Genomic DNA, 22,441 nt, shown 5'->3' with positions numbered 1-22,441 from the left:
TCTCATTTCTATACAGCAAGCCTACTTGGGCTTGCTGTTTTTTATTTTTCTGCTGCTTTTTCTTGGCGATACAGGTGATTAAGGATGATCCCTAATGGATCGAGATCTTCCGGGGCTAAAGGAAGCGCAGCGCTTGCTGGCGGATGTGGCTGGAATGTTTCTTCGGGAGAAAGAATGTTTGTTTGGATCAACTTACCAAAGCTGACTTGATAGTATTTGAGTTGAGTCGTCTGTGATACTGGCTCCTCTAAGTCAAAGGGAATCGAAAAAATCACTTCCGGTTCTTGAATGAACTGATTGACCCTCACGATTTCTTGGTAAAAGCTTTCTGCTAAATGGATCTCTCGCTGCAGTACACTAGCTTGTTCAAACAATAAGTGATCAATCAGGTATGCCAAGCGTTTTTTAAGGAGTGAAAAACAGTCTGTCTTCTTTCCTGCAAAAAAACAGCCGATCTCTCGCCACTTCTCTTCCAAGGGATACGCCTCCATTTGAGGGAGTTGTTTACGTAAGGTTAATAGCGTCAGTTCGTTGACAGTCGGCAATTGAAACGTTTCTGACAATAATTGAAACAACACAGGCAATTTTTTTGTTTGCCGAAAGGGGCCATAACTGCCAATTTGTGGTGTTTGAGTGATCGTGAAGCTATGATTCGTCAAATCAACAAAGCAATAGTTCGCTGAATGGTTCATTTGGCGGTTGTAGATAGGATGAAAAGCTTGGATCAAACGACATTCAAGTAATAGTGCATCCAATTCGGTATCTGTTTCGATGGTTTCAAAATCAACGACATTATAAACAAGTCGAAGTACCTTATTGGCATGCTGCTGGTTTTTTCGGAAGTAGGAAACGACACGCTGCTTCAATGATTTGGCTTTTCCCACATACAAGACTTCGTTGTGTTGATCTTTCATTAGATAAACGCCAGGCTTTTCAGGCAGTGCATTTGCTTTGTTTTTTAGAAACTCTTTGTTCGGATTCATCGATCTTTCCTCTCCTTCCTTCAAAGAGTAGCAGATGAGAGCGGAGAGAGCAACGTTTGCTGACCGTTGACAAGAAAAAAATAGGAATAGAGTGGAAACAATGCAATGATAAACTTTGATATTCAAAGGAAATTTCTCTATAACGGAAACGGATTATTTTGTCAACTCGCAGCTTTTAGAATCTTAGAAAATCAATTCTTAAATAAAAATGTGCTTAAAAATAAAAAAAGTTCGAAAAAATTCTTGCATTTCTCAATAACTTCCGATATAGTTTGACTATCAAATGATTTGATTATCAAAGTATTCGGATGGTGAAGGTTATGGAACCCAATTTAGAAACAGTTAATGACTACTTAGTCAGCGTCTTTAATGACATCTTAGTGATTGAAGAATCTGAATTGAAAAAATCTCAATTCAAAGACCTTTCAATTACCGAAATGCATACCATCGAAGCCATCGGGATGTACAAAAAAAAGACCACGACTGAAGTTGCCAAAGAGCTTTCGATCACTGTTGGGACTTTGACCATCGCGATCAATCGTTTGGTGAAAAAAGAATATGTAGAACGGATTCGCAGTGAAGATGATCGGCGAGTCGTCAAACTAGGTTTGACGAAAAAAGGAAAACTCCTTTATCGTGTTCATCAGCATTTTCATCGTGAGATGGTGAAGGGTGTCTTGAGTCAGATGTCTCCTGAAGAGGAACAGGCACTGTTGAAAGCACTGAAAAATCTGCATGACTTTTTACAAGATTATAAGTGAGAATAATGGATGAATATGTTTGGAAAAATTACCGCGACTGCAAGTTATGTTCCAGAAAAAATCGTAACAAATGATGATCTATCAAATTTGATGGATACTTCAGATGAATGGATTCATTCTCGCACGGGAATCAAACAAAGAAGAGTCGCTGTTGGCGAAAACACTTCTGACCTTTGTATTCGCGTCGCTCAAACGCTCTTGCAAGATGCTCAGCTTTCAGCAGAAAGTCTGGATTTTATCTTGGTAGCGACGATCACACCGGATTTCAATACACCGGCGGTTGCTTGCCAAGTCCAAGGGGCAATTGGGGCAGTCAATGCCTTTGCTTTTGATATCAGTGCAGCATGTGCTGGTTTCGTGTATGCATTGTCTATGGCTGAAAAACTGATTCGAACAGGCGCTAAAAAAGGATTGGTCATCGGTGGAGAAGTACTTTCAAAGGTCTTGGATTGGAACGACCGTTCGACGGCTGTTTTATTCGGAGATGGTGCCGGTGGTCTATTGCTGGAAGCATCTTCAGAGCAGCATTTGCTCAAAGAGTCTTTAAAAGCAGATGGGACGCGAGGCATGTCCTTAACATCTGGGTTTCGGACGAATGAGAATCCTTTTTCACAAAACGTTCCGGCGTATAGTGCTTGTATGCAAATGATTGGACGAGAAATCTTTGATTTTGCGACGCGTGATGTGGTCGCCTCGATCAATGATCTGATACAAGATGAAGCAATTGATTATTTTTTGCTTCACCAAGCAAATTCACGAATTTTAGACAAAGTTGCTCGCAAGCTGAAGCAACCCCGTGAGAAATTTTTGCAAAATATGCAAGATTATGGCAATACTTCGGCAGCCTCGATTCCGTTATTGCTAGATGAAGAAATCAAACGAGGTACACTGTCCCTTGGCAGTGGTCAAAAAGTGGTGTTCTCAGGTTTTGGCGGCGGATTGACATGGGGAACTATGTTAGCCACCTTATAACTTGTTCACGAAACAAAATTACTATTGAAAAACACATTGGAGGAATATACACATGGTATTCGAAAAAATTCAAGAAATCGTAGCAGAAGAATTAGGAAAAGAAAAAGAAGAAATCAAATTGAACACGAACATCCAAGAAGATTTAGAAGCAGACAGCTTGGATCTTTTCCAAATCATTAACGAGATCGAAGATGAATTCGATGTGAAGATCGAAACAGAAGATGGTATCACAACCGTTGAAGATCTAGTTAAATATGTAGAAAAACAACAAGCATAAAACAAAGGCTAGGCAGACAGCCTAGCCTTTCCTTTTTAAGAACGTGTTTTTGCTGATTCATAGACGAACTGCAAGAAGCCATGTTCTCCAACGACAACGATCAAAGTAATGAAGGAGTACAAGATGAAGACAGCCTTTTTATTTAGCGGTCAAGGCGCACAGTACCCCAAAATGGGAGAAGAGCTCTATCACCAAGAAGCCATCGTTCGTGAGACGTTTGAACAAGCCAGCACCATTCTAGGATATGATATGGCGGAGCTATGCTTTACTGAAAACGAACGTTTAAACCAGACGGAATATACGCAGCCTGCCATCTTAACGGTAAGTACGGCTTTTTGGCGTCTTTTGGATGCGCAAGGAATCAAAGCAGATGCTGTTGCTGGCTTGAGTTTAGGCGAATATACAGCCTTAGTCGCTAGTGGTGCGCTTGATTTCCAGACAGCAGTCGCATTGGTACAAAAGCGCGGTCGGTATATGGCAAGTGCGGCGCCAGCAGGTGTTGGGAAAATGGTTGCTGTGATGAACACACCCGCTGAAACGATTGAAGAAATCTGTAAAGAAGCAAGTCAAGTGGGGATCGTGACACCAGCGAATTACAATACGCCGCAGCAGATCGTCATTGGCGGTGAAGCGCCGGCAGTGGATAAAGCGGTGGAATTGTTACAAGCTGCTGGAACCAAACGGGTGATTCTTTTAAATGTCAGCGGTCCTTTCCATACCGCTTTGTTGGAACCCGCATCGCAGCAATTAGCACAGGAATTAGCTCAAATCACCTTTGATGAGTTGCAAGTACCTGTCATCAGCAATACGACCGCGCAGCCAATGCAGCAAGACCAAATCAAGGAACTGTTGACGCTGCAAGTGAAATCGCCAGTGCGTTTTTACGAAAGCATTGCGACACTGAAGCAGCTTGGCATCCAACAAGTCATCGAGATCGGACCAGGAAAAGTATTGAGCGGTTTTATGAAGAAAATAGACAAAGAAATCCAGACTGCGCGTGTAGAAGATAGCCAAACGTTGGCAGATACACTAGCCCGATTCAACTAGGAGGAATTTATGGATCTGCAAAATAGAAACGTCTTTGTAACTGGTAGCTCGCGAGGGATCGGTTTTACCATCGCGGAAGCCTTTGCCAAAGAAGGAGCGAATATCGTTTTAAATGGACGAAAAGAAATTCCCCAGTCACTGATCGATCGCATCACCAGCTACGGCGTGAAATGTGTAGCGATCAATGGGGACATTTCTGATTTTGATCAAGCGGCAGCCATGCTTTTGGAAGCAGAAGCGGCAGTCGGACCGATCCACATTTTAGTCAATAATGCCGGAATCACGAATGACAAATTATTGTTGAGAATGAAACCCGAAGATTTTGATTCAGTGATCAAAATCAATTTGACTGGTACCTTCAATATGACGCAGCACGCGTTGAAAAAAATGATGAAGTTGCGAGAAGGCCGCATCATCAATTTGACGAGTGTGGTCGGCTTGACGGGAAATATCGGGCAAGCCAACTATGCGGCAAGTAAAGCTGGCGTGATCGGTTTTACGAAATCTGCCGCTCGTGAAGGTGCCGCTCGGGGGATCACCTGCAATGCGATCGCCCCAGGATTTATCGAAACAGAGATGACTGAAGTGCTGTCGGATAAAGTCAAAGAACAATCATTGGCAAATATTCCATTACAGCGTTTTGGTTCCACACAGGATGTTGCGCAAACAGCAGTCTTTTTAGCAAAAAGCCCCTACATCACTGGTCAGGTGATCAGTGTAGACGGCGGGATGGCAATGCAAGGGTAGGAGGAAGAAAAGATGAATCGAGTAGTAGTTACAGGATACGGCGTCACTTCTCCAATCGGAAATGACCCAGAAACTTTTTTAGCAAGTTTACAAAACGGGACCAACGGCATCGGCCCGATTACAAAATTTGACGCAGAAGCAACAGGGATCTCAGTTGCTGCTGAAGTCAAAGATTTTCCGTTAGAAAAGTACTTCGTTAAAAAAGATACGAAGCGGATGGATCTTTTTTCCATTTATGGAATTTATGCGGCCTTAGAAGCGATGGAAATGGCGAAGTTAGATACAGAAACCATTGATGTGGATCGTTTTGGCGTGATGGTTGGTTCGGGGATCGGCGGCTTGCCAACGATTCAAGACCAAGTGATTCGAATGCATGACAAAGGAGCAAATCGGGTATCACCAATGTTCGTACCGATGTCGATCGTAAATATGGTTGCCGGCAACATTGCGTTACGGGTAGGTGCGAAAGGCATTTGTACGACGACTGTTTCCGCCTGTGCTTCTGGTACCCATTCAATCGGTGAAGCTTTCCGAAACATCAAGCATGGCTATGCAGATGTCATGATCGCTGGTGGTTCAGAAGCGACGATCTGTGAAATCGGTATTGCTGGTTTTGCTTCGCTGACGGCGTTAACCACTGAATCAGACCCTGACAAAGCTTCCGTTCCGTTTGATAAAAATCGTAGTGGATTTGTCATGGGTGAAGGCGCTGGCGTCTTCATTTTAGAATCATTGGCGCATGCACAAAAACGTGGGGCAACGATTTTAGGTGAAGTCGTAGGGTACGGTGCGAACTGTGATGCCTACCATATGACTGCGCCAAACCCTGATGGATCAGGGGCTGGAAAAGCAATGAAATTAGCGATGCAAGAAGCGGCGATTACCCCAGCTGAAGTTGGTTACATCAATGCCCACGGTACAAGCACGCCCGCCAATGACAGTGCAGAAGCGACATCGATCCAATACGGATTGGGCGAAGACTATAAAAAACCATATGTCAGCAGTACAAAGTCAATGACTGGTCATTTGCTTGGGGCGGCTGGTGGAATCGAAGCCATTGCTTCACTATTAGCATTACAACATCAATTTATTCCACCAACCATCAACGTGACAGAACAAGATCCTGAGATCGACTTGAACGTTGTTATCAATCAAAGCCAACCAGCAGAATTGACCTATGCCATGAGTAATTCACTTGGGTTTGGCGGTCATAATGCAGTGATCTTGCTGAAACGTTGGGAGGAAGCGTAATTGGAAACACATGAGATAAAAGAGCTGCTCAGCCAATTCGATCAATCGACGTTAACTGAGCTTCAATTAAAAAAAGAGACGTTTGAACTTTATTTTAATAAAAATACGACAAGTGGGCTACAAAATGCACAATCTACACCTGCGCCTGCTCCTGCAGCGAATGCTGCGCCAACTCCTGTTGTACCAACGCCTGCTGTCTCAGCGACACCTGACACAGTAGAAGCGGCGAAACCTGTCTTAGAGGGCAAAGAAGTTGTCTCGCCATTAGTGGGTGTCGTTTATTTGAAACCAAGTCCTGACAAAGACAACTTTAAGCAAATCGGCGATCACGTGAAAAAAGGCGATATTCTTTGTATCGTTGAAGCGATGAAAGTCATGAATGAAATCGTCAGCGACGTCGATGGCGAATTGGTTGAAGTCTTGGTTGAAAGCGAACAAATCGTTGAATTCAATCAACCATTATTCCGTGTGAAAGAAGGGTAAAGCAATGAGCGCATTAACGATTCAAGAAATCAAAGAAATCATCCCTCATCGTTATCCGATGCTTTTAGTGGATCGCGTTGAGGAGTTAGAAGAAGGCAAACGGGTCGTTGCGAAGAAAAACGTTACCATTAATGAGCCGTTTTTCCAAGGCCATTTTCCCCATGAACCAGTGATGCCTGGAGTATTGATCGTGGAAGCAATGGCGCAAGCAGGTGCTGTGGCATTATTGTCATTGGAAGACTTTCGTGGGAAAACTGCCTACTTTGGCGGTTTAGACAAAGCGAAATTCAGAAAAAAAGTAACACCAGGCGATACCTTGATCTTAGAAGTAGAAATAATCAAAGTGAAATCTGCAGCTGGCATCGGCAAAGGAATTGCCTATGTTGATGGGAAAAAAGTGGCGGAAGCAGAATTGACTTTCATGATTGGATAGGTGAGACATGTTTTCTAAAGTATTGATCGCAAACCGTGGCGAAATCGCCGTACGTATCATTCGCGCTTGTCGCGAATTAGGTATTCAAACGGTCGCCGTTTATTCAGAAGCAGATAAAGAAGCGTTGCATACAGAGCTTGCCGATGAAGCGATTTGTATCGGACCTGCCAAAGCAGCCGACTCTTATTTGAATGTACAGCAGATCCTAAGCGCTGCGATCGTCACAAAGGCTGAGGCGATCCATCCTGGATTTGGCTTTCTTTCAGAGAATAGCCGCTTTGCTGCGATGTGCGAGGAATGCAATATCGTCTTTATTGGGCCAAAGAGTGAGACTATCGATGCAATGGGAAACAAAATCAATGCAAGACGCTTGATGATCGAAGCAGAAGTACCGGTCATTCCCGGAAGCAAAGGCGCGATTTCTGATGTGGAAGAAGCTTTAACGATCGCTGAAGAGATTGGTTACCCGGTCATGCTCAAAGCAGCAGCCGGCGGTGGCGGTAAAGGGATACGGAAAGTCGCCGATAAAGAAGCGTTGCCACATCATTTTGCTTCGGCACAGCAAGAGGCGAAAGCGGCATTTGGCAACGATGAAATGTACATTGAAAAAATCATTTATCCTGCTCGACACATAGAAGTGCAAGTGTTAGGTGATTCTTTTGGTAATATTATCCACCTTGGTGAACGCGATTGCTCGCTGCAACGCAACAACCAAAAAGTGTTGGAAGAATCTCCTTCTGTGGTGATTTCTGAAAGCAAACGAGCAGAGCTAGGAGAAGCAGCGGTACGTGCCGCACAAGCGGTAGGGTATCGCAATGCCGGTACGATCGAGTTTTTAATGGCAGACACTGGGGCGTTTTATTTCATGGAAATGAACACTCGAATCCAAGTGGAACACCCCATCACTGAAATGGTGACTAACATTGATCTAGTCAAAAAACAACTCGAAGTTGCTAGTGGTGAACCGCTAGGCTTGACACAAGCAGACATCAAGATGACAGGTGCGGCAATCGAATGTCGGATCAATGCAGAAAATCCAGCCTTCAATTTTGCACCGTCACCAGGAAAGATCAACAATTTATTTCTGCCTGGTGGAGGCTTGGGTGTACGGGTAGACAGTGCCATGTATTCCGGCTATACGATCCCGCCTTATTATGATTCCATGATCGCTAAAGTGATCGTTCACGGCGAGAACCGTTTTGAAGCATTGATGAAAATGCAGCGGGCGTTAGCTGAATTAGTGACCGATGGTGTCATTACGAATGCAGAATTCCAAATGGACTTGATCAGTCACCCGAAAGTGATTGCGGGAGACTATACAACCGCCTTTTTACAAGAGGAATTTTTGCCAAATTGGACACCTGAACAATAGGAGGGAAGTTGAGTGGCTTTATTTAAGAAAAAAAACTACATTCGCATCAATCCTAATCGAGGTCAGCTGCCAACGAACGAACCAGTCGTCCCAGATAATCTTTGGGCGAAATGTCCTAGTTGCAAACGAACGCTTTATACGAAGGAGATGGGGGCAGAAAAAGTCTGTCCCCACTGCGGGTATAATTTCCGGATCAGCGCCTGGGAACGGATCGCTATCACGATTGATGAAAAAAGTTTTGAAGAATGGGACACAGATGTTACCACAAAAGATCCCCTTGATTTCCCAGGGTACCTGGATAAAGTCGCACAAATGCAAGAAAAAACTGGTTTGCATGAGGCTGTTCTAACGGGAGAAGCCAAAGTTCGAGGATTGCCGTTAGCAATCGGTGTCATGGATGCGAATTTCATCATGGGCAGTATGGGAACGGTCGTGGGGGAGAAAATCACCCGTTTGTTTGAACGTGCGATCGAAAAACAGCTACCAGTTGTTCTTTTTACCGCTTCAGGTGGTGCGCGGATGCAAGAAGGAATTTTGTCACTGATGCAAATGGCAAAAATCTCTGCGGCGGTAAAACGCCACAGTAAAGCTGGCTTGTTTTATCTAACGGTTTTAACGGACCCGACAACCGGTGGCGTCACCGCTAGTTTTGCGATGGAAGGGGATATCATCCTGGCAGAACCGCAAGCCTTGATCGGTTTTGCTGGACGACGTGTGATTGAACAAACCATTCGTCAGGAACTACCTGAAGACTTTCAAAAGGCAGAGTTTCTGTTAGATCATGGCTTTGTCGATCAAATCGTTCCACGGACGAACTTGCGGGAGAAAATCTACCATTTGATTTCTTTGCATACGCGGAAAGGATGGAATCGCAATGACTAGAGCAGCCCACGAAATCGTTGAACTCGCTCGCAGCAAAGACCGCTTGACGGCACTGGATTACTTTGAAGGCATTTTTTCTGAGTTTGAAGAGTTTCATGGAGACCGTCTGTTTGGCGAAGATGAAGCCGTTGTTGGCGGGATTGCTTGTTTAGATGGCAAGCCCGTGACCGTGATCGGTATTCAAAAAGGCCGTAATCTGCCTGAAAATTTACGCAGAAACTTTGGCTCGCCACATCCTGAAGGCTATCGCAAAGCGTTACGCTTAATGAAGCAAGCAGAAAAATTTCAGCGACCTGTGGTCACATTGATCAATACAGCAGGGGCGTTTTGCGGTATTGGCGCGGAAGAGCGCGGAGAAGGCGAAGCGATTGCCCGTAACTTGATGGAAATGTCCGATTTAACGGTACCGATCTTGGCAATCATCATTGGTGAAGGCGGCAGCGGCGGTGCATTAGCACTGGCATTAGGCGATGAGGTTTGGATGATGGAACATTCGATCTATGCCATTTTATCTCCCGAAGGCTTTGCTTCGATCCTATGGAAAGATGGCAGCCGTGCCAAAGAAGCTGCTGGCTTGATGAAGATCACAGCTCAAGAATTATATGAACTCGGTGTTATTGAAAAAGTGATTGCTGAAACCCATGAAGAGGCCTTTTTACCGAAAGAGCAATTGATGGAACAGATGAAAGCGGCAATTTCAACGAAACTCGCTGAACTTTCTACGTTGCAAACAGAAGAATTGCTTGAGGCAAGGTATCAGCGTTTTCGCCGATTTTAACAACTAGGATATCCACTCTGATTAGAGAGAGGGTATCCTAGTATTTTTTTATTAAAAGTGTTATTGAATAAATCGTGCAAATGACGAAGTTTTTAGTTTAAAATTTAATTATTCTGTGCTATTATGTATATATTCTGAATATAAGAAGATTATATTGCATAAATATTTGTTTTGAAGAGGAGCGTTTTTAATGAAAAAATTATTTGGAGCACTTGTTGTATTGACGGGGATTTTGGTTTTAGGAGCTTGTGGAAATGGCGGCTCATCGAGTACTGGCAGTTCTAGTGCCAGCGGTTCGGCGGATAACCAATTGGAAGCCATCAAAGCAGCCGGTGTGTTAAATGTGGCAACTTCTGCTGACTTTGCCCCCTTTGAATTTCATGCCTTGATTGATGGCAAAGATACGATCGTGGGCGCAGATATCGATATGGTCAATGAGATCGCTGATCGTCTTGGTGTCGAAGTGAATATTTTGGACCTTGATTTCAATGCTGTCTTGACTGCTTTGCAACAAGGAAAAGCCGATATAGCTGTTTCAGGCATCTCAGCAACTGACGAACGTAAACAGACTTTTGATTTCACCGATAACTATTTTACACCAGAACAAAAAGTAGTTGTTAATAAAAACAATGAGTCGGCATTTGATTCAATCGAAAGCTTGTCTGGCAAAAAGGTGGGCGCTCAAAAAGGCTCGATCCAAGAAATGATCGTTCAAGACCAATTAGCGGATTCGCAATTGGTTTCCATCGCCAAAGTTCCGAATCTAGTCAATGAATTGAAACAAGGATCGATCGACGGTTTGGTGCTTGAAAGTGCGGTGGCTGAATCGTATGTTGCACAAAATGATGACCTCGTGATCACTGATGTAGCATTAGAAGCGTCTGAAGGCGATTCTTATGCAATTGCTTTACCTAAAGGGAGTACCGAACTACAAGAAGAGCTAAACAGTATTTTGAAAGAATTGATTGAAGATGGTACAATCGATGAGTATGTACAAAAGAACACAGATCTAGCCAACGAAAATGCGGCGCAATAGATAGAACGGAGTAGACACAATTATGGATTTATCCTTTTTAGCGATATATTACCCTTATTTTCTTTCTGGTGTGGTGATCACCATCGTGATCTCTATCATCACCGTGATCTTTGGAACGATTCTAGGGGTGATTTTTGCCCTAATGAAATTATCAAAAGTGACGCCTTTGCGCTGGTTTGCTAATGCGTATATTGAAGTCATCCGCGGCACACCAATGTTGGTGCAGATATTGATCGCTTTTGGTCTTTTGCAAGGCATGTTTGCCTTGCCGACAGTCTCGATCGGTGTGTTGAGTCTTGATTTTGGGCGGTTATTTCCTGGGATCATTGCGCTCTCGCTTAATTCTGGGGCATATGTTGCTGAGATCGTCCGAGGGGGAATCAATGCCGTTGATTACGGTCAAACAGAAGCGGCTGGTTCTTTAGGGCTGCGGCCTTTTCAAACGATGCGTTATGTCGTATTGCCACAAGCACTACGCAACATCTTGCCGCCACTAGGCAATGAATTTATCGTTTTGATCAAGGATTCCTCTTTGCTTTCAACGATCGGCATCTACGAGCTGATGAACAGTGCGCAGATCGTTGTCACCAGTTCTTTCCAACCATTAACGCCTTTCTATGTGGCGGCGGTCATTTATTTCATCTTGACGTTTACGACTTCGCGACTATTGAGTTTATGGGAAAAGAAACTAGGAAAAGGCTATCGTCGTTAAAAGGAGAAGACAAGCTATGATGTTAGATATTCAAGAGTTACACAAAACCTTTGGCAGCAATCAAGTGCTAAAAGGGATCACAACGACGATCGAGCAAGGAGAAGTCGTTGTGGTGATTGGACCATCTGGTTCAGGAAAAAGCACGTTCTTACGCTGTTTAAACTTACTAGAAGTACCGACAAGCGGAAAAATCTTTTTTGAAGGAACCGATATTACCGATCCAAAGAATGATTTGTATAAGATGCGGGAAAAAATGGGCATGGTTTTTCAAAATTTCAATCTTTTTCCGAATATGACGGTTTTAGAAAACATTACTTTGTCCCCGACGAAAGTCAAAAAGGTAGCAAAACCAGCTGCTGAAACACTAGCAAAGCAACTATTGAATGATGTAGGTCTGCCTGATAAGGCAAACTCCTATCCACAAAGTCTATCTGGTGGACAAATGCAACGGATCGCTATTGCACGTGCCTTGGCGATGGAACCGGATGTGATGCTCTTTGATGAACCGACTTCTGCGTTAGACCCTGAAATGGTTGGCGAAGTATTGTCTGTCATGCAGCGTTTGGCTCAGCAAGGAATGACGATGGTCATCGTCACTCATGAAATGGGCTTTGCGAAGGAAGTCGCGGATCGGATTTTATTTATGGATCAGGGAATCATTATGGAGGAAGGAACGCCAGAACAGCTCTTTGATCATCCGAAAAACCCGAGAACCATTGATTTTTTAAGTAAAGTATTGTAAAATGCGAGAAGCTCGCAGTTGCAAATGACAATTTTGGACTTTTTCTAAGCATCCTTTCAGTAAAAGGATGCTTTTTTGACGAAAAAAAAGACTACTTTAAAGAAGTGATGGAACAAACTGTTGTTTCGACACCTTCGTTTTTCAGTTCTTTTACAAGAAACCTGCAGAAACTAGCGCACTTGCTAGTATTCAAAAAGATTCTATTGTATAATTACAGGTTGAAGAGGTCTGATCCTTTTAGAAACTGCCTGCTTGCTTGTCAACAGCTAGTACGGTTTCTTTTTAAAGATCGACTATGTGGATCGATGACTAGTCGCCGACTTTTAACATGCGAAGAAATCAGATAGTAAAGGAGATTCTATGTTTTCAAATTATAAACCGACTTGGATGGTCGATGCGATTTATAAAATCACCCCTAGCCAACTAAAGGCACAGGGGATCAAAGGGATTTTGACCGATCTTGATAATACCTTGATTGCTTGGAATAATCCTGATGGAACCGAAGAATTAAAAAACTGGTTATTGGAAATGAAAAACGCTGGCATACCGGTGATTGTCGTTTCAAACAACAATAGTGAACGCGTGGCACGGGCTGTTGCGCCTTTTGGTTTAAAGTACGTACACCGCGCATTAAAACCTTTTTCAAGAGGGATCAAACAAGGGTATCAGCAATTAGGCTTGAAAAAAGAAGAGGTTGTCATGATCGGCGATCAGATTATGACGGATGTACGAGGTGCCAATCGTGCTGGTGTTCGCAGCATTCTAGTGAAACCAGTGATCCCAACGGATTCTTGGAAAACCCAGTTTAATCGAGCAGCAGAAAGAAAAATCATGAACTATTTATTGAAACACAACCCAGAGTTAAAATGGCGTGGAGGAATTTAATATGACAGAAGGAATCGAAGAAATTCACTGTATCGGCTGCGGGGCATTGATTCAAACAACAAATCCTAACGAATTGGGGTACACCCCGCAATCTGCATTAGAAAAAGGACTTGAATCAGGAGAAGTCTATTGTCAACGCTGCTTCCGCTTGCGCCATTACAATGAGATCCAAGATGTCGCGCTGACAGACGATGATTTCCTACGTTTGCTGAATGAAATCGGGGAAAAAGACGCCTTGATCGTTAATGTCGTAGATATTTTTGACTTTAATGGTTCATTGATCCCAGGACTACACCGCTTTGTTGGTGATAATCCTGTTTTATTAGTGGGCAACAAGGTGGATATTTTACCGAAATCTTTGAAAAAATCGAAAATGACCCAATGGATGAAGGAACGGGCTCACGAAGTCGGTTTAAGACCCGTCGATGTATTGTTGACGAGTGCCAAGAAACCGGGTGAAACCCAAGCGTTGCTACAAGCGATCGAAACGTATCGTGAAGGTCGTGATGTGTATGTGGTTGGTGTGACGAATGTTGGAAAATCAACATTGATCAATCAAATCATCAAACAAATAGCAGGGATCAACGAGCTGATCACCACTTCGCGATTTCCTGGAACTACATTGGATAAAATTGAGATTCCATTGGACGACGGGCACTTTTTGATCGACACACCAGGAATCATTCATCGTCATCAAATGGCACACTATTTAGGTAAAAAAGATCTGAAAATCGTGGCACCAGCCAAAGAAATTAAACCGAAAGTGTATCAATTGAACCCTGAACAAACCTTGTTCTTAGGGGGACTTGCCCGTTTTGATTTCCTACAAGGAGAACGCAGTTCATTTATTGCTTATGTAGCAAATGATGTAGCGATCCATCGGACCAAATTAAGTAAAGCCGATGAATTTTATGAGAAACATGTTGGTGGGCTGCTGCAGCCGCCACGAGCAGATGAAGTGGCGGATTTTCCTGAACTCGTCCGTTTCGAATTTTCAATCAAAGAAAAAACCGATATCGTTTTTGCTGGACTTGGCTGGATCACGATCACCAAACCATGTGTCATCGCCGGGTGGGCGCCAAAAGGTGTCGATGTGCTTAGACGTAAAGCATTAGTATAAGGAAGAAGGAAGATTATGGACTTACGAGGAAAACAAAAAAGATTTTTACGAAGTGAAGCGCACCATCTAAACCCGATTTTTCAAATCGGCAAAGGCGGCTTGAATGACGCGATGATGGCGCAAATTGAAGAAGCACTAGAAAAACGAGAATTAATCAAAGTCTCATTGCTCCAAAATACCGATGAGGTTGCTGACGAAGCAGCTGAAACGATCCGGGAGAAAGTCGGCTGTGAAGTAGTTCAGATCATCGGACGAGTGATCGTTTTATTCAAACCGTCTAGTAAAGAAAAATACCAAACGATTTCAAGCAAAGTTCGTTCAATTTAGGAGGGAGAAGGCATGCAAGGACAAACATTTGGAAAGGTACAAACGGTTTTAGAGACACAAACACAAGAACTTGTACCGAAAAAGCAAGTGGGCATTCTTGGTGGAAATTTTAATCCAGTACACTACGCACATCTGGTCATGGGTGAGCAAGTAGGGCAAGCATTAGGGCTGGATAAAGTTTATTTCATGCCTGAGTATTTACCGCCTCATGTTGATGAGAAAAAGACAATCCCCGCTGAGCATCGTTTAGCGATGTTGAAGTTGGCGATCGCCGATAATCCGCGATTTGCTGTAGAGACCATTGAGTTGGAACGAAAAGGTAAGAGTTATACGGTTGATACGATGCGGGAATTGACAGCTAAGAATCCAGATACTAATTATTATTTTATCATTGGCGGGGATATGGTGAACTATTTACCAAAATGGCATCAAATCGATGAGCTGATGGAATTGGTAACTTTTGTGGGGGTTCGCCGCCCGGAAGTGCCGATCGATAGCCCATACCCGATTATTTGGATCGATATTCCTCTAATGGATGTCAGCTCAACAACAATTCGTAAAAAAGTGCAACAAGGTTGTTCGGTTCGCTACTTATTGCCTGATAATGTGTTACACTATATTCAAGAAAAGGGGTTGTACTTGGATGAAGAGTGAACACTACACACAAGCAGAACGGGAACTTTTGATGCAAAAGGTCCAAATGCAGATGAGTCAAAAGCGCTTTGAGCATGTGTTAGGTGTCGAAAAAACGGCCGTTGCCCTTGCGGAAAAATATGGCGCTTCACCGGTCAAAGCCAGCATCGCTGCTTTGACTCATGATTATGCCAAAGAACGCAGCGATGAAGAATTTCGATTAGTCATTCGTAGAGATGGATTTGAATTGGATCTCTTGAACTGGAACAATGCTATCTGGCATGGACTCGTCGGTGCTGATTTCGTTCAACGAGAATTAGAAATCGATGACGAAGAAATCTTACAAGCGATCCGTTTGCACACAACCGGAGCTGCCAAGATGAGCCTACTAGATAAAATCATCTATGTAGCAGATTATATCGAACCCGGGCGTACGTTTCCTGGAGTCGTTGAAGCCAGAGAAATCGCAATGATCGACTTAGATGCCGCTGTTGCTTACGAAACGAAACATACCTTGCTTCATTTGATCGAAACAGAAGCAGTTATCTACCCAAAAACGATCGAAACCTACAATTTTTGGGTAGCCAAATATAGGAGGGAATTACCATAGATAGTCAGAAAATATTAGAAATTGCTGTAAAAGCCGCCGATTCAAAACATGCCGAAGATATTATGGCATTAGATGTGCGGGAAATCTCTTTGCTAGCAGATTACTTTGTGATCTGTTCAGGAAATAGCGAACGTCAAATCAATGCGATCATTGATGAAGTCATCGATAAAGAAGAAGAAAATCAAGTATCTGTTCGCCGTGTCGAAGGAAAAGATGGTGGAAAATGGGTCTTGATCGACTTAGGTGACGTGATCGTTCACGTATTCAGTGCCTCAGAACGTGCTTTTTACAACCTAGAAAAATTATGGTCTGATGCGCCGCTTGTGGATCTTAATGAATGGGTCGTGGCGTAATGGCTTACGAAACCTTCGCATTTGTCTATGACGAAGTAATGGATTCCAGTCTCTATAAAAAGTGGCTGGATTTTTCTTGTCGTCATTTAGGAAAAAGAAAACAGCTGTTAGAATTGGCTTGTGGAACTGGTGCGTTAGCCGTTGAGTTTGCCAAGGCTGGTTTTGACGTGACTGGGTTAGATCTTTCAGAAGAGATGCTGATAATCGCTAGTCAACGGGCTGAAAAAGAAGAGGCGGCTGTGCAATTTGTTGCGGGTGACATGCTGGATCTCGTAGATGTTGGCACCTATCAAGCAATTACCTGCTATTCTGACTCCCTTTGCTACATGGAAGACGAGCAGAGTGTGCAGCAAGTGTTTGATGGTGTTTACAGTTGTTTAGAAGAAGATGGCGTCTTTTTATTTGATGTGCATTCCTTATATCAAATCAATGAAGTGTTTCCTGATTATAGCTACCATTACCAGACGGATGAATTTGCCTTTCTTTGGGAAAGCTATCAAGGAGAAAAAGACCATAGCATTGAACATTTCTTGACCTTTTTTGTTGCACAAGAGAGTGGGTTGTTTGAACGCTTAGATGAGCTTCATCAAGAAAGAACCTATCCTCTCGAAAGCTATTTAAGAATGTTAGAAAATGCTGGTTTTGCTAATGTTGAATGCTACGCTGATTTTATCGATACAAAACCAAATGAAAAAAGCCGTCGCTGGTTTTTTGTCTGCCATAAGTAACCGTTATGTAAAACAGGAGGGATGTCGATGAAGGCTTGCGGACTAGTCGTAGAATATAATCCTTTTCACCATGGCCACCAATACCACGTGGACAAAGCCAGGCAAGAAAGCAACGCCGATGTCATTGTAGCCGTGATGAGTGGAAATTTTTTACAGCGTGGTGAACCGGCGATCATCGATAAATGGCAACGAGCCCAAGCGGCATTGCAAAATGGCGTCGATTTGGTCGTTGAACTGCCATCCGCTTGGGCCGTTCAGTCTGCTGATTTTTTTGCAGCGGGAGCGATTAGGATCTTACAAAATCTGCAATGTGATTCTTTGTGTTTTGGTACAGATGCGAAACAACCCTTTGACTATGCAAAGTTCGCTCAGTTTGAAAAAGAAAATCAGCGGATGATCGATGACGCATTTCAACGCATAGCTAGGCAAAATGCTACCTATAGTCAAAAAATGAGTATGGTCCTCAGTGAGCTTTATCCTGAGTACCATGCAGAAAAAGACCAGCCGAATCATCTGTTGGGTATGGGGTATGCACGGGAAGTGTTGTGTTATGAAAAACCAATGAGGCTTGTTCCCATCCAACGAATTGCGGCCTCTTATCATTCAGAACAATTTGAGCATCCAACGATCGCTAGTGCCACAGCCATTCGTCAAGGACTCAAACAAGGTGAAGCTGTTGTGGATTTTGTTCCTGAAGCAACACAAAAATTTCTTTCGCAAACAACAGTCGACTGGGAAACCTTTTGGCCGTATCTTCAATACCAGATCATTTCTGCCCCCCTCGAAAAATTAGCTGCTATTTACCAGATGGAAGAAGGACTAGAATATCGACTAAAACAATATGTGACTGCGGCGGATTCGTTTGCAGATTTTATCAAGTTGTTAAAGACAAAACGCTATACCCAAACGAGACTGCAGCGTCTTGCTTGTTATGTATTGTTCCAAGTGACAAAAGCTGAAATGAAGGAAGCCCAAGCACATCCCTTTATTCGAGTCTTAGGCTATACAAAGCAAGGGCAGCAATATTTAAAAGAAGTCAAAAAAGAGCTGACCCTTCCGCTGATCGCTAAATTCGGTAAGAAAGAAGCACAGCGCTACGGCTTGTCATTGCGGATCGACCAGATCTATCAGCAAGGGAATCCTCAAATCACAGAACAAAATTTTCGAAGAATTCCGCTTTTTATTGATAAATAAGTGAAAATTACTTCACAGAACGCCATTTGACAAGTATAATGAATAAGGATTTTTAAAAACAAGAAAGCGAAGTGAAATCATGGGTCGTAAATGGGCAAATATCGTAGCGAAAAAAACTGCTAAAGATGCAAACAATAGCCGAGTTTATGCAAAATTTGGAATCGAAATCTACGCAGCAGCAAAATCGGGTGATCCTGATCCTCACGCGAACCAAAAATTACGCTTTGTTATCGAACGTGCGAAAACCTACAATGTGCCAAAACACATTATTGACCGTGCGATTGAAAAAGCCAAAGGTTCTGGCGATGAACAATACTCAGAACTTCGATATGAAGGATTTGGACCAAATGGATCAATGGTGATCGTCGATACTTTGACAAACAACGTCAACCGTACCGCAGCCGATGTTCGGGCCGCTTTTGGTAAAAACGGCGGGAATATGGGTGTTTCTGGGGCAGTTGCTTATATGTTTGATAACACAGCATTATTTGGCTTTGCTGGTGACGATGCCGATGAGATCTTAGAATACTTGATGGACAAAGAGATCGATGTTCGTGATGTCGTTGAAGAAGATGGACAAATCATCGTTCACGGTGAACCAAGTGACTTCCATGCCATTCAAGAAGCCTTGAAAGAAAAAGGAATCACTGAATTCTCAATTGCAGAAATGCAAATGATTCCTCAAAATGAAGTAACCTTGACGGGTGACGATCTAGAAAAATTCGAAAAAATGATCGATGTGTTAGAAGATCTTGAAGACGTACAAAACGTCTATCACAATGTGGCAGATGCGGAAGAATAAGTGTCACTTGGCAGCCTAGAGACAATCTGGCTGCCATTTTTTTAGTATGTTTTTTTATGTAGAGGCTTTGTCGCTTATGCAAGAGAAATAATGAAGCGGTAGCGTTGCTCATTTACTGAAAATTCTTCTGTGTTGATCATCTTTTCAGTTGGTTTCTATACATTTTATGTGTTATGATTTACTACATAAGCAAACAACTCGTTAGGGGGGCAGACATGGAAGAAAAAATCGTTTTAGAGCCATTTAATCGAATCTTAAGTGGTTTTGAAAAGCTAGCAGAAGTGTCTGTATCGATTTCTGACTGCTCGGCTCTTTGTCGGAAATATCAAAAGTATGGGGTGGAAGGGTATCGTCTAGGCGATTATCGTGGTTCTTCTTATTTGAATCGTTATTTAAATGTCGTCGTTGATCGCGCACCCTTGTTAATTTATAAAGAGCGATTCTTGATTCCTTTGGTCTTTCGCATGTCGGAATACTCTGAACGGCTCTTTATCGATGATTATCGAATGGAAGGGTTCTTCATGCTGTTGGATTGGCTTTTGGAACACCGACCAGAAAAAGCAATTATTGATTATAAGCGAACGCGTGCTTTACCTCACAGAAAAGAATTGGTGATCGATAGTTCTTATGTGCTTTTTCGATTGACGGAAATTCTCGACGGTGCTGGTTTTCCTCTTAGTCGCTTTACAACGATCGAGGAATTTAGTCAATGGAATCGTACCCATCGTTTGATCGATAATGGCAGTATCGGACGTCATACAAAATTATTTGTTCCAGAAGATCCGGAACACGTTTCTGAGCTGCAGATGATTTTAACAATCGTTGGGATGCGTTATCCAGAAACCCGCTTATTTATTGGCGAATTAAAAGGCTAAAAAACATCACAATCGGCTGGTTTCATTTGAGAATCAGTCGAAAGTGATGTTTTTTTGTTAGGTTATTCGTCAATCCGTGATGCTTCTTGAAACTGATAAGTGGCAGGATCAGCTTTCACTAGAAGCGGCAATTCTTCTTGGGTAAGGACGGTCAACTGATGCATCGCCCGTGTCGCCATTGTATAAAAAATCAATTGGTCTTGTTCAGTCGCGAAAGTGGCACCTGGTGTCCAGACAAATACTTGGTCAAACTCTAGCCCTTTTGCTAAAAAGGCCGGGAAGATCATGACATTGCGTTTCATGAAGTCTTCTTCAGAGGTGATCAGCTGCACTTGTTCCTGCATTGTTTCTGTCAGCTGGGCATATAACTGCTGGCAATCCTTTGCGGTTTTACAAATGATCGCGGTGCGCCAACGCTGATTCTCCGCTGCCTTTCGAATACTGGTTTCTAGGAAAGCCAGATTTTCAGATTCAGTTCCTTTAACAATTGTTGGTACCGCACCTTTACGAGCCGTCAATTCCACTTGATCACTGCCAACTAAAAATTGATTGGCGAAATCTGTGATTTCCTTAGTCGAACGATAGCTGGTTTTCAATTGATAACGTTTCACGCTTTCGTGGGGGAATAATTCTGCTAATGCTCCGACGATCGTTTCATTGCCATAAACTTTTTGGTTCAAATCGCCGCACAGGGTGATACCAGCCTTTGGATAAAGCTGACGCAGCAGAGCCACTTGTGCTGGTGGAAAATCCTGCATTTCATCGATAAAGATAAACCGAGCTTTTTCTTCGACGTGAACAGGATAAAGCTGTTTGATCAGTAAGAAAAACAAAACGGCGTCTTCTTGTTTGATCTGTCTTTGGCGCATGCCTTGTCGAATATCGGCAATACTTTGCTGCCAAGTCGCAGCCTCGATGCCAGTTTCTTTGACTGCAGCAGACTCAACCGATTGTAAAAAGTGTAAGTATTGCTTGGCTTGGTTGATAAACTGAAAGTTTTTCACTCCCCGCGTCAAGGAACGGAACTTCTTGCGGACGATCTGCTGTCTAAGTTTCTTCCGCAAACGGCGTTCGTTTTCTTCGCTGTATTCTTGATGAGGATCATTGGCAAATACTTGTTGCAATTGTTCTTCGGTCGCTTCTTTGACCCAGTCTTTTTTGGCTTCATCTTTTTCCAAGCCGCCGATTTTTTTTAATAATTTCGTTTGAAGCAGTTGGGTTCTTTGGTAAATCGGCAGTTCGTTATTGGTTTCTTGATACCAGCGGCGAATCTGTTCTTTCGTCAAATAGGTTTGCCCTTGGATTTTTAGATCACGGAACAAGGGACCGATCGGTGCAATCGAACGGACATAACGGTTGATTTTTTCCACCAAAAAAAGACTACTTTTGATTTTTTCAATGGCATCATCGTCGCCGCTTAAAAAGTTCTCTTCTTGTTGGGTTTCTTTTGTTACTTCATAGCCAGTCAGAATCAATTGGATAAAGTGGTGGAAGGTTCTTGTGGGCACTTCACTTTCCCCTAATGAAGGCAGGACCATGGATATATAGTCAGAAAACAAATGATTGGGTGAAAACAGCAAGACTTGTTTTTCGTCCAGCCATTTGCGATTACGGTAAAGTAAAAAGGCGACCCGTTGCAATAAAGCAGAGGTTTTCCCACTTCCAGCAATCCCTTCGATCAGTAAAAATTTATTGGTGGTATCACGAATAATTTGGTTCTGTGCTTTTTGGATCGTTGAAACGATGTTACGCATTTGAGAAGAAGAGGCCTCATCCAAGATTTCCAATAAAAATTCGTCATTGATGATCTCCGAAGTATCGACCATCGATAAGATCTCACCATTTTGAATTTTAAACTGGCGTTTTAAGAGCAGCTCTACCGTAAAACGGTCGGTGTCTGTTTCGTAGAATGTTTCACCAAGTTCTCCTTCATAGTAAAGATTAGCGATCGGTGCGCGCCAGTCAATGACGATCGTTTCTTCCTCTTTGTCTCGTAAAGAAGCGATCCCTAAATAGAGGGTCTCGGTTTCTTGCTCTTCTTTGAAATCGATTCGAGCAAAGTAGGGATTGCCTGCCATCGTTGTTAGGGTTTTGACGCGTTTTTCTTGTGATTCTGCGGTTTGATACTTGATCAGCAGTTCTTGTTCATGCTGCTGGTACTCGATCACTGATTCATAAAAGGCTTCACTGTCGCCTCCGCGAATTTTCTTATCGGCGATTTCTTTTAATTGATCATCCATTTTAGCGGCTAATTCTTGTTTTTGCTGCGAAAGGATCGCTTGTTCTCTGTGGATCAGAGCAATGGTTTCATTGACATGTTGTTGTTCTTTTTGACGTTCGTTCACGAAGGATCCTCCTTAAAAAAATTGCGACATAAAATTATAGCATATTTTCCCTGTGAATGTCGTGGAAAAAAAGAAACTATGCTAATATTTATA

Annotated in this window: 26 protein-coding genes; 24 read left to right on the top strand and 2 right to left on the bottom strand. The window is 42.9% G+C overall.

Translation table 11 applies throughout. The features are described 5' to 3' along the window. Nucleotides 1-41: 41 nt before the first annotated feature. Nucleotides 42-983, bottom strand: a complete 942-nt coding sequence (locus IGJ12_RS09575) for a GIY-YIG nuclease family protein (RefSeq protein ID WP_430618957.1) — start codon at nucleotides 981-983, stop codon at nucleotides 42-44. Nucleotides 984-1,303: 320 nt separating this feature from the next. Between IGJ12_RS09575 and fabT the strand changes: the two genes are divergently transcribed. The 24 genes from fabT to IGJ12_RS09455 all read left to right on the top strand — a co-directional run bounded on the left by fabT (nucleotide 1,304) and on the right by IGJ12_RS09455 (nucleotide 20,003). After that, complete coding sequence (gene fabT, locus IGJ12_RS09570; RefSeq protein ID WP_008378199.1) at nucleotides 1,304-1,744, top strand: fatty acid biosynthesis transcriptional regulator FabT; 441 nt, start codon at nucleotides 1,304-1,306, stop codon at nucleotides 1,742-1,744. Between the two features lie 9 nt (nucleotides 1,745-1,753). After that, on the top strand, nucleotides 1,754-2,716 hold the full coding sequence (locus IGJ12_RS09565) for a beta-ketoacyl-ACP synthase III (protein ID WP_142437120.1): 963 nt from the start codon (nucleotides 1,754-1,756) through the stop codon (nucleotides 2,714-2,716). 52 nt (nucleotides 2,717-2,768) lie between these two features. Then, nucleotides 2,769-2,993, top strand: coding sequence for an acyl carrier protein (locus IGJ12_RS09560; protein ID WP_005225890.1), 225 nt, complete (start codon nucleotides 2,769-2,771; stop codon nucleotides 2,991-2,993). A gap of 123 nt (nucleotides 2,994-3,116) precedes the next feature. Further along, nucleotides 3,117-4,040, top strand: a complete 924-nt coding sequence (gene fabD, locus IGJ12_RS09555; protein ID WP_430618956.1) for an ACP S-malonyltransferase — start codon at nucleotides 3,117-3,119, stop codon at nucleotides 4,038-4,040. A gap of 9 nt (nucleotides 4,041-4,049) precedes the next feature. Next, nucleotides 4,050-4,787 carry a 3-oxoacyl-[acyl-carrier-protein] reductase gene (gene fabG / locus IGJ12_RS09550; RefSeq protein ID WP_008378189.1) on the top strand — a complete coding sequence of 246 codons (738 nt, stop codon included), beginning with the start codon at nucleotides 4,050-4,052 and terminating at the stop codon, nucleotides 4,785-4,787. Nucleotides 4,788-4,799: 12 nt separating this feature from the next. Next, nucleotides 4,800-6,038 carry a beta-ketoacyl-ACP synthase II gene (gene fabF / locus IGJ12_RS09545; protein ID WP_016610185.1) on the top strand — a complete coding sequence of 413 codons (1,239 nt, stop codon included), beginning with the start codon at nucleotides 4,800-4,802 and terminating at the stop codon, nucleotides 6,036-6,038. After that, on the top strand, nucleotides 6,039-6,521 hold the full coding sequence (accB, locus tag IGJ12_RS09540; protein ID WP_016612188.1) for an acetyl-CoA carboxylase biotin carboxyl carrier protein: 483 nt from the start codon (nucleotides 6,039-6,041) through the stop codon (nucleotides 6,519-6,521). A 4-nt stretch (nucleotides 6,522-6,525) separates the two neighbouring features. After that, nucleotides 6,526-6,954, top strand: coding sequence for a 3-hydroxyacyl-ACP dehydratase FabZ (gene fabZ, locus IGJ12_RS09535; RefSeq protein ID WP_005225895.1), 429 nt, complete (start codon nucleotides 6,526-6,528; stop codon nucleotides 6,952-6,954). A gap of 7 nt (nucleotides 6,955-6,961) precedes the next feature. Then, entirely contained in the window at nucleotides 6,962-8,326 is a 1,365-nt protein-coding gene (locus IGJ12_RS09530) for an acetyl-CoA carboxylase biotin carboxylase subunit (protein WP_005235585.1), read from the top strand. A 12-nt stretch (nucleotides 8,327-8,338) separates the two neighbouring features. After that, nucleotides 8,339-9,208: an acetyl-CoA carboxylase, carboxyltransferase subunit beta gene (gene accD, locus IGJ12_RS09525; RefSeq protein WP_005235586.1), complete on the top strand. Its 870-nt coding sequence runs from the start codon at nucleotides 8,339-8,341 to the stop codon at nucleotides 9,206-9,208. After that, nucleotides 9,201-9,986, top strand: a complete 786-nt coding sequence (locus tag IGJ12_RS09520; protein WP_430618955.1) for an acetyl-CoA carboxylase carboxyl transferase subunit alpha — start codon at nucleotides 9,201-9,203, stop codon at nucleotides 9,984-9,986. The genes accD and IGJ12_RS09520 overlap by 8 nt, the downstream gene beginning before the upstream one ends. 190 nt (nucleotides 9,987-10,176) lie before the next feature. Continuing rightward, entirely contained in the window at nucleotides 10,177-11,022 is an 846-nt protein-coding gene (locus tag IGJ12_RS09515) for a transporter substrate-binding domain-containing protein (protein ID WP_005235588.1), read from the top strand. Between the two features lie 22 nt (nucleotides 11,023-11,044). After that, nucleotides 11,045-11,734, top strand: coding sequence for an amino acid ABC transporter permease (locus tag IGJ12_RS09510; protein WP_005225900.1), 690 nt, complete (start codon nucleotides 11,045-11,047; stop codon nucleotides 11,732-11,734). Between the two features lie 16 nt (nucleotides 11,735-11,750). Beyond that, on the top strand, nucleotides 11,751-12,476 hold the full coding sequence (locus tag IGJ12_RS09505; protein WP_016612186.1) for an amino acid ABC transporter ATP-binding protein: 726 nt from the start codon (nucleotides 11,751-11,753) through the stop codon (nucleotides 12,474-12,476). 360 nt (nucleotides 12,477-12,836) lie between these two features. Next, complete coding sequence (locus tag IGJ12_RS09500; protein ID WP_008378174.1) at nucleotides 12,837-13,361, top strand: YqeG family HAD IIIA-type phosphatase; 525 nt, start codon at nucleotides 12,837-12,839, stop codon at nucleotides 13,359-13,361. 1 nt (nucleotide 13,362) lies between these two features. Continuing rightward, entirely contained in the window at nucleotides 13,363-14,481 is a 1,119-nt protein-coding gene (gene yqeH, locus IGJ12_RS09495; RefSeq protein ID WP_430618954.1) for a ribosome biogenesis GTPase YqeH, read from the top strand. Nucleotides 14,482-14,496: 15 nt separating this feature from the next. Continuing rightward, nucleotides 14,497-14,808 carry a ribosome assembly RNA-binding protein YhbY gene (yhbY, locus tag IGJ12_RS09490; protein WP_005225905.1) on the top strand — a complete coding sequence of 104 codons (312 nt, stop codon included), beginning with the start codon at nucleotides 14,497-14,499 and terminating at the stop codon, nucleotides 14,806-14,808. A gap of 12 nt (nucleotides 14,809-14,820) precedes the next feature. Then, on the top strand, nucleotides 14,821-15,462 hold the full coding sequence (locus IGJ12_RS09485) for a nicotinate-nucleotide adenylyltransferase (RefSeq protein WP_016620357.1): 642 nt from the start codon (nucleotides 14,821-14,823) through the stop codon (nucleotides 15,460-15,462). After that, nucleotides 15,452-16,051, top strand: coding sequence for a bis(5'-nucleosyl)-tetraphosphatase (symmetrical) YqeK (gene yqeK / locus IGJ12_RS09480; protein ID WP_429967824.1), 600 nt, complete (start codon nucleotides 15,452-15,454; stop codon nucleotides 16,049-16,051). The genes IGJ12_RS09485 and yqeK overlap by 11 nt, the downstream gene beginning before the upstream one ends. Nucleotides 16,052-16,062: 11 nt before the next feature. Beyond that, a complete protein-coding gene (gene rsfS / locus IGJ12_RS09475; protein ID WP_034695537.1) occupies nucleotides 16,063-16,404 on the top strand; it encodes a ribosome silencing factor in 342 nt (113 codons plus the stop codon). Then, a complete protein-coding gene (locus IGJ12_RS09470) occupies nucleotides 16,404-17,132 on the top strand; it encodes a class I SAM-dependent DNA methyltransferase (protein ID WP_430619588.1) in 729 nt (242 codons plus the stop codon). The genes rsfS and IGJ12_RS09470 overlap by 1 nt, the downstream gene beginning before the upstream one ends. A 27-nt stretch (nucleotides 17,133-17,159) precedes the next feature. Next, the gene (locus tag IGJ12_RS09465) at nucleotides 17,160-18,326 is read left to right on the top strand and encodes a nucleotidyltransferase (RefSeq protein WP_430618953.1); all 1,167 of its coding nucleotides are present in this window, start codon (nucleotides 17,160-17,162) and stop codon (nucleotides 18,324-18,326) included. A gap of 79 nt (nucleotides 18,327-18,405) precedes the next feature. Further along, on the top strand, nucleotides 18,406-19,128 hold the full coding sequence (locus tag IGJ12_RS09460) for a YebC/PmpR family DNA-binding transcriptional regulator (RefSeq protein ID WP_005225911.1): 723 nt from the start codon (nucleotides 18,406-18,408) through the stop codon (nucleotides 19,126-19,128). Nucleotides 19,129-19,343: 215 nt separating this feature from the next. Continuing rightward, nucleotides 19,344-20,003 (top strand): hypothetical protein, encoded by a 660-nt coding sequence (locus IGJ12_RS09455; protein ID WP_008378159.1) that lies wholly within the window; start codon nucleotides 19,344-19,346, stop codon nucleotides 20,001-20,003. A 62-nt stretch (nucleotides 20,004-20,065) separates the two neighbouring features. On the opposite strand, the gene helD is transcribed toward IGJ12_RS09455, so the two are convergent. Then, on the bottom strand, nucleotides 20,066-22,348 hold the full coding sequence (gene helD, locus IGJ12_RS09450) for an RNA polymerase recycling motor HelD (RefSeq protein WP_430618952.1): 2,283 nt from the start codon (nucleotides 22,346-22,348) through the stop codon (nucleotides 20,066-20,068). Nucleotides 22,349-22,441: the final 93 nt, after the last annotated feature.

Origin of the sequence: Enterococcus sp. DIV0802b, assembly GCF_050543535.1 — a bacterium.
Lineage (GTDB): Bacteria > Bacillota > Bacilli > Lactobacillales > Enterococcaceae > Enterococcus_D > Enterococcus_D entomosocium.
The sequence above is the reverse complement of the archived record's forward strand: the minus strand, read 5'-3'. Positions and strand labels throughout refer to the sequence as shown.

What these genes read in the sequence shown, in the direction of transcription:
- IGJ12_RS09485 (WP_016620357.1), top strand. Translation starts at nt 14,821, where the DNA reads ATGCAAGGACAAACATTTGGAAAGGTACAAACGGTTTTAGAGACACAA.
- fabD (WP_430618956.1), top strand. Translation starts at nt 3,117, where the DNA reads ATGAAGACAGCCTTTTTATTTAGCGGTCAAGGCGCACAGTACCCCAAA.
- fabZ (WP_005225895.1), top strand. Translation starts at nt 6,526, where the DNA reads ATGAGCGCATTAACGATTCAAGAAATCAAAGAAATCATCCCTCATCGT.
- yhbY (WP_005225905.1), top strand. Translation starts at nt 14,497, where the DNA reads ATGGACTTACGAGGAAAACAAAAAAGATTTTTACGAAGTGAAGCGCAC.
- IGJ12_RS09515 (WP_005235588.1), top strand. Translation starts at nt 10,177, where the DNA reads ATGAAAAAATTATTTGGAGCACTTGTTGTATTGACGGGGATTTTGGTT.
- IGJ12_RS09575 (WP_430618957.1), bottom strand. Translation starts at nt 983, where the DNA reads ATGAATCCGAACAAAGAGTTTCTAAAAAACAAAGCAAATGCACTGCCT.
- IGJ12_RS09565 (WP_142437120.1), top strand. Translation starts at nt 1,754, where the DNA reads ATGAATATGTTTGGAAAAATTACCGCGACTGCAAGTTATGTTCCAGAA.
- IGJ12_RS09460 (WP_005225911.1), top strand. Translation starts at nt 18,406, where the DNA reads ATGGGTCGTAAATGGGCAAATATCGTAGCGAAAAAAACTGCTAAAGAT.
- IGJ12_RS09510 (WP_005225900.1), top strand. Translation starts at nt 11,045, where the DNA reads ATGGATTTATCCTTTTTAGCGATATATTACCCTTATTTTCTTTCTGGT.
- IGJ12_RS09520 (WP_430618955.1), top strand. Translation starts at nt 9,201, where the DNA reads ATGACTAGAGCAGCCCACGAAATCGTTGAACTCGCTCGCAGCAAAGAC.
- IGJ12_RS09505 (WP_016612186.1), top strand. Translation starts at nt 11,751, where the DNA reads ATGATGTTAGATATTCAAGAGTTACACAAAACCTTTGGCAGCAATCAA.
- fabT (WP_008378199.1), top strand. Translation starts at nt 1,304, where the DNA reads ATGGAACCCAATTTAGAAACAGTTAATGACTACTTAGTCAGCGTCTTT.
- IGJ12_RS09470 (WP_430619588.1), top strand. Translation starts at nt 16,404, where the DNA reads ATGGCTTACGAAACCTTCGCATTTGTCTATGACGAAGTAATGGATTCC.
- fabF (WP_016610185.1), top strand. Translation starts at nt 4,800, where the DNA reads ATGAATCGAGTAGTAGTTACAGGATACGGCGTCACTTCTCCAATCGGA.
- IGJ12_RS09455 (WP_008378159.1), top strand. Translation starts at nt 19,344, where the DNA reads ATGGAAGAAAAAATCGTTTTAGAGCCATTTAATCGAATCTTAAGTGGT.
- IGJ12_RS09465 (WP_430618953.1), top strand. Translation starts at nt 17,160, where the DNA reads ATGAAGGCTTGCGGACTAGTCGTAGAATATAATCCTTTTCACCATGGC.
- IGJ12_RS09560 (WP_005225890.1), top strand. Translation starts at nt 2,769, where the DNA reads ATGGTATTCGAAAAAATTCAAGAAATCGTAGCAGAAGAATTAGGAAAA.
- yqeH (WP_430618954.1), top strand. Translation starts at nt 13,363, where the DNA reads ATGACAGAAGGAATCGAAGAAATTCACTGTATCGGCTGCGGGGCATTG.
- yqeK (WP_429967824.1), top strand. Translation starts at nt 15,452, where the DNA reads ATGAAGAGTGAACACTACACACAAGCAGAACGGGAACTTTTGATGCAA.
- IGJ12_RS09530 (WP_005235585.1), top strand. Translation starts at nt 6,962, where the DNA reads ATGTTTTCTAAAGTATTGATCGCAAACCGTGGCGAAATCGCCGTACGT.
- IGJ12_RS09500 (WP_008378174.1), top strand. Translation starts at nt 12,837, where the DNA reads ATGTTTTCAAATTATAAACCGACTTGGATGGTCGATGCGATTTATAAA.
- fabG (WP_008378189.1), top strand. Translation starts at nt 4,050, where the DNA reads ATGGATCTGCAAAATAGAAACGTCTTTGTAACTGGTAGCTCGCGAGGG.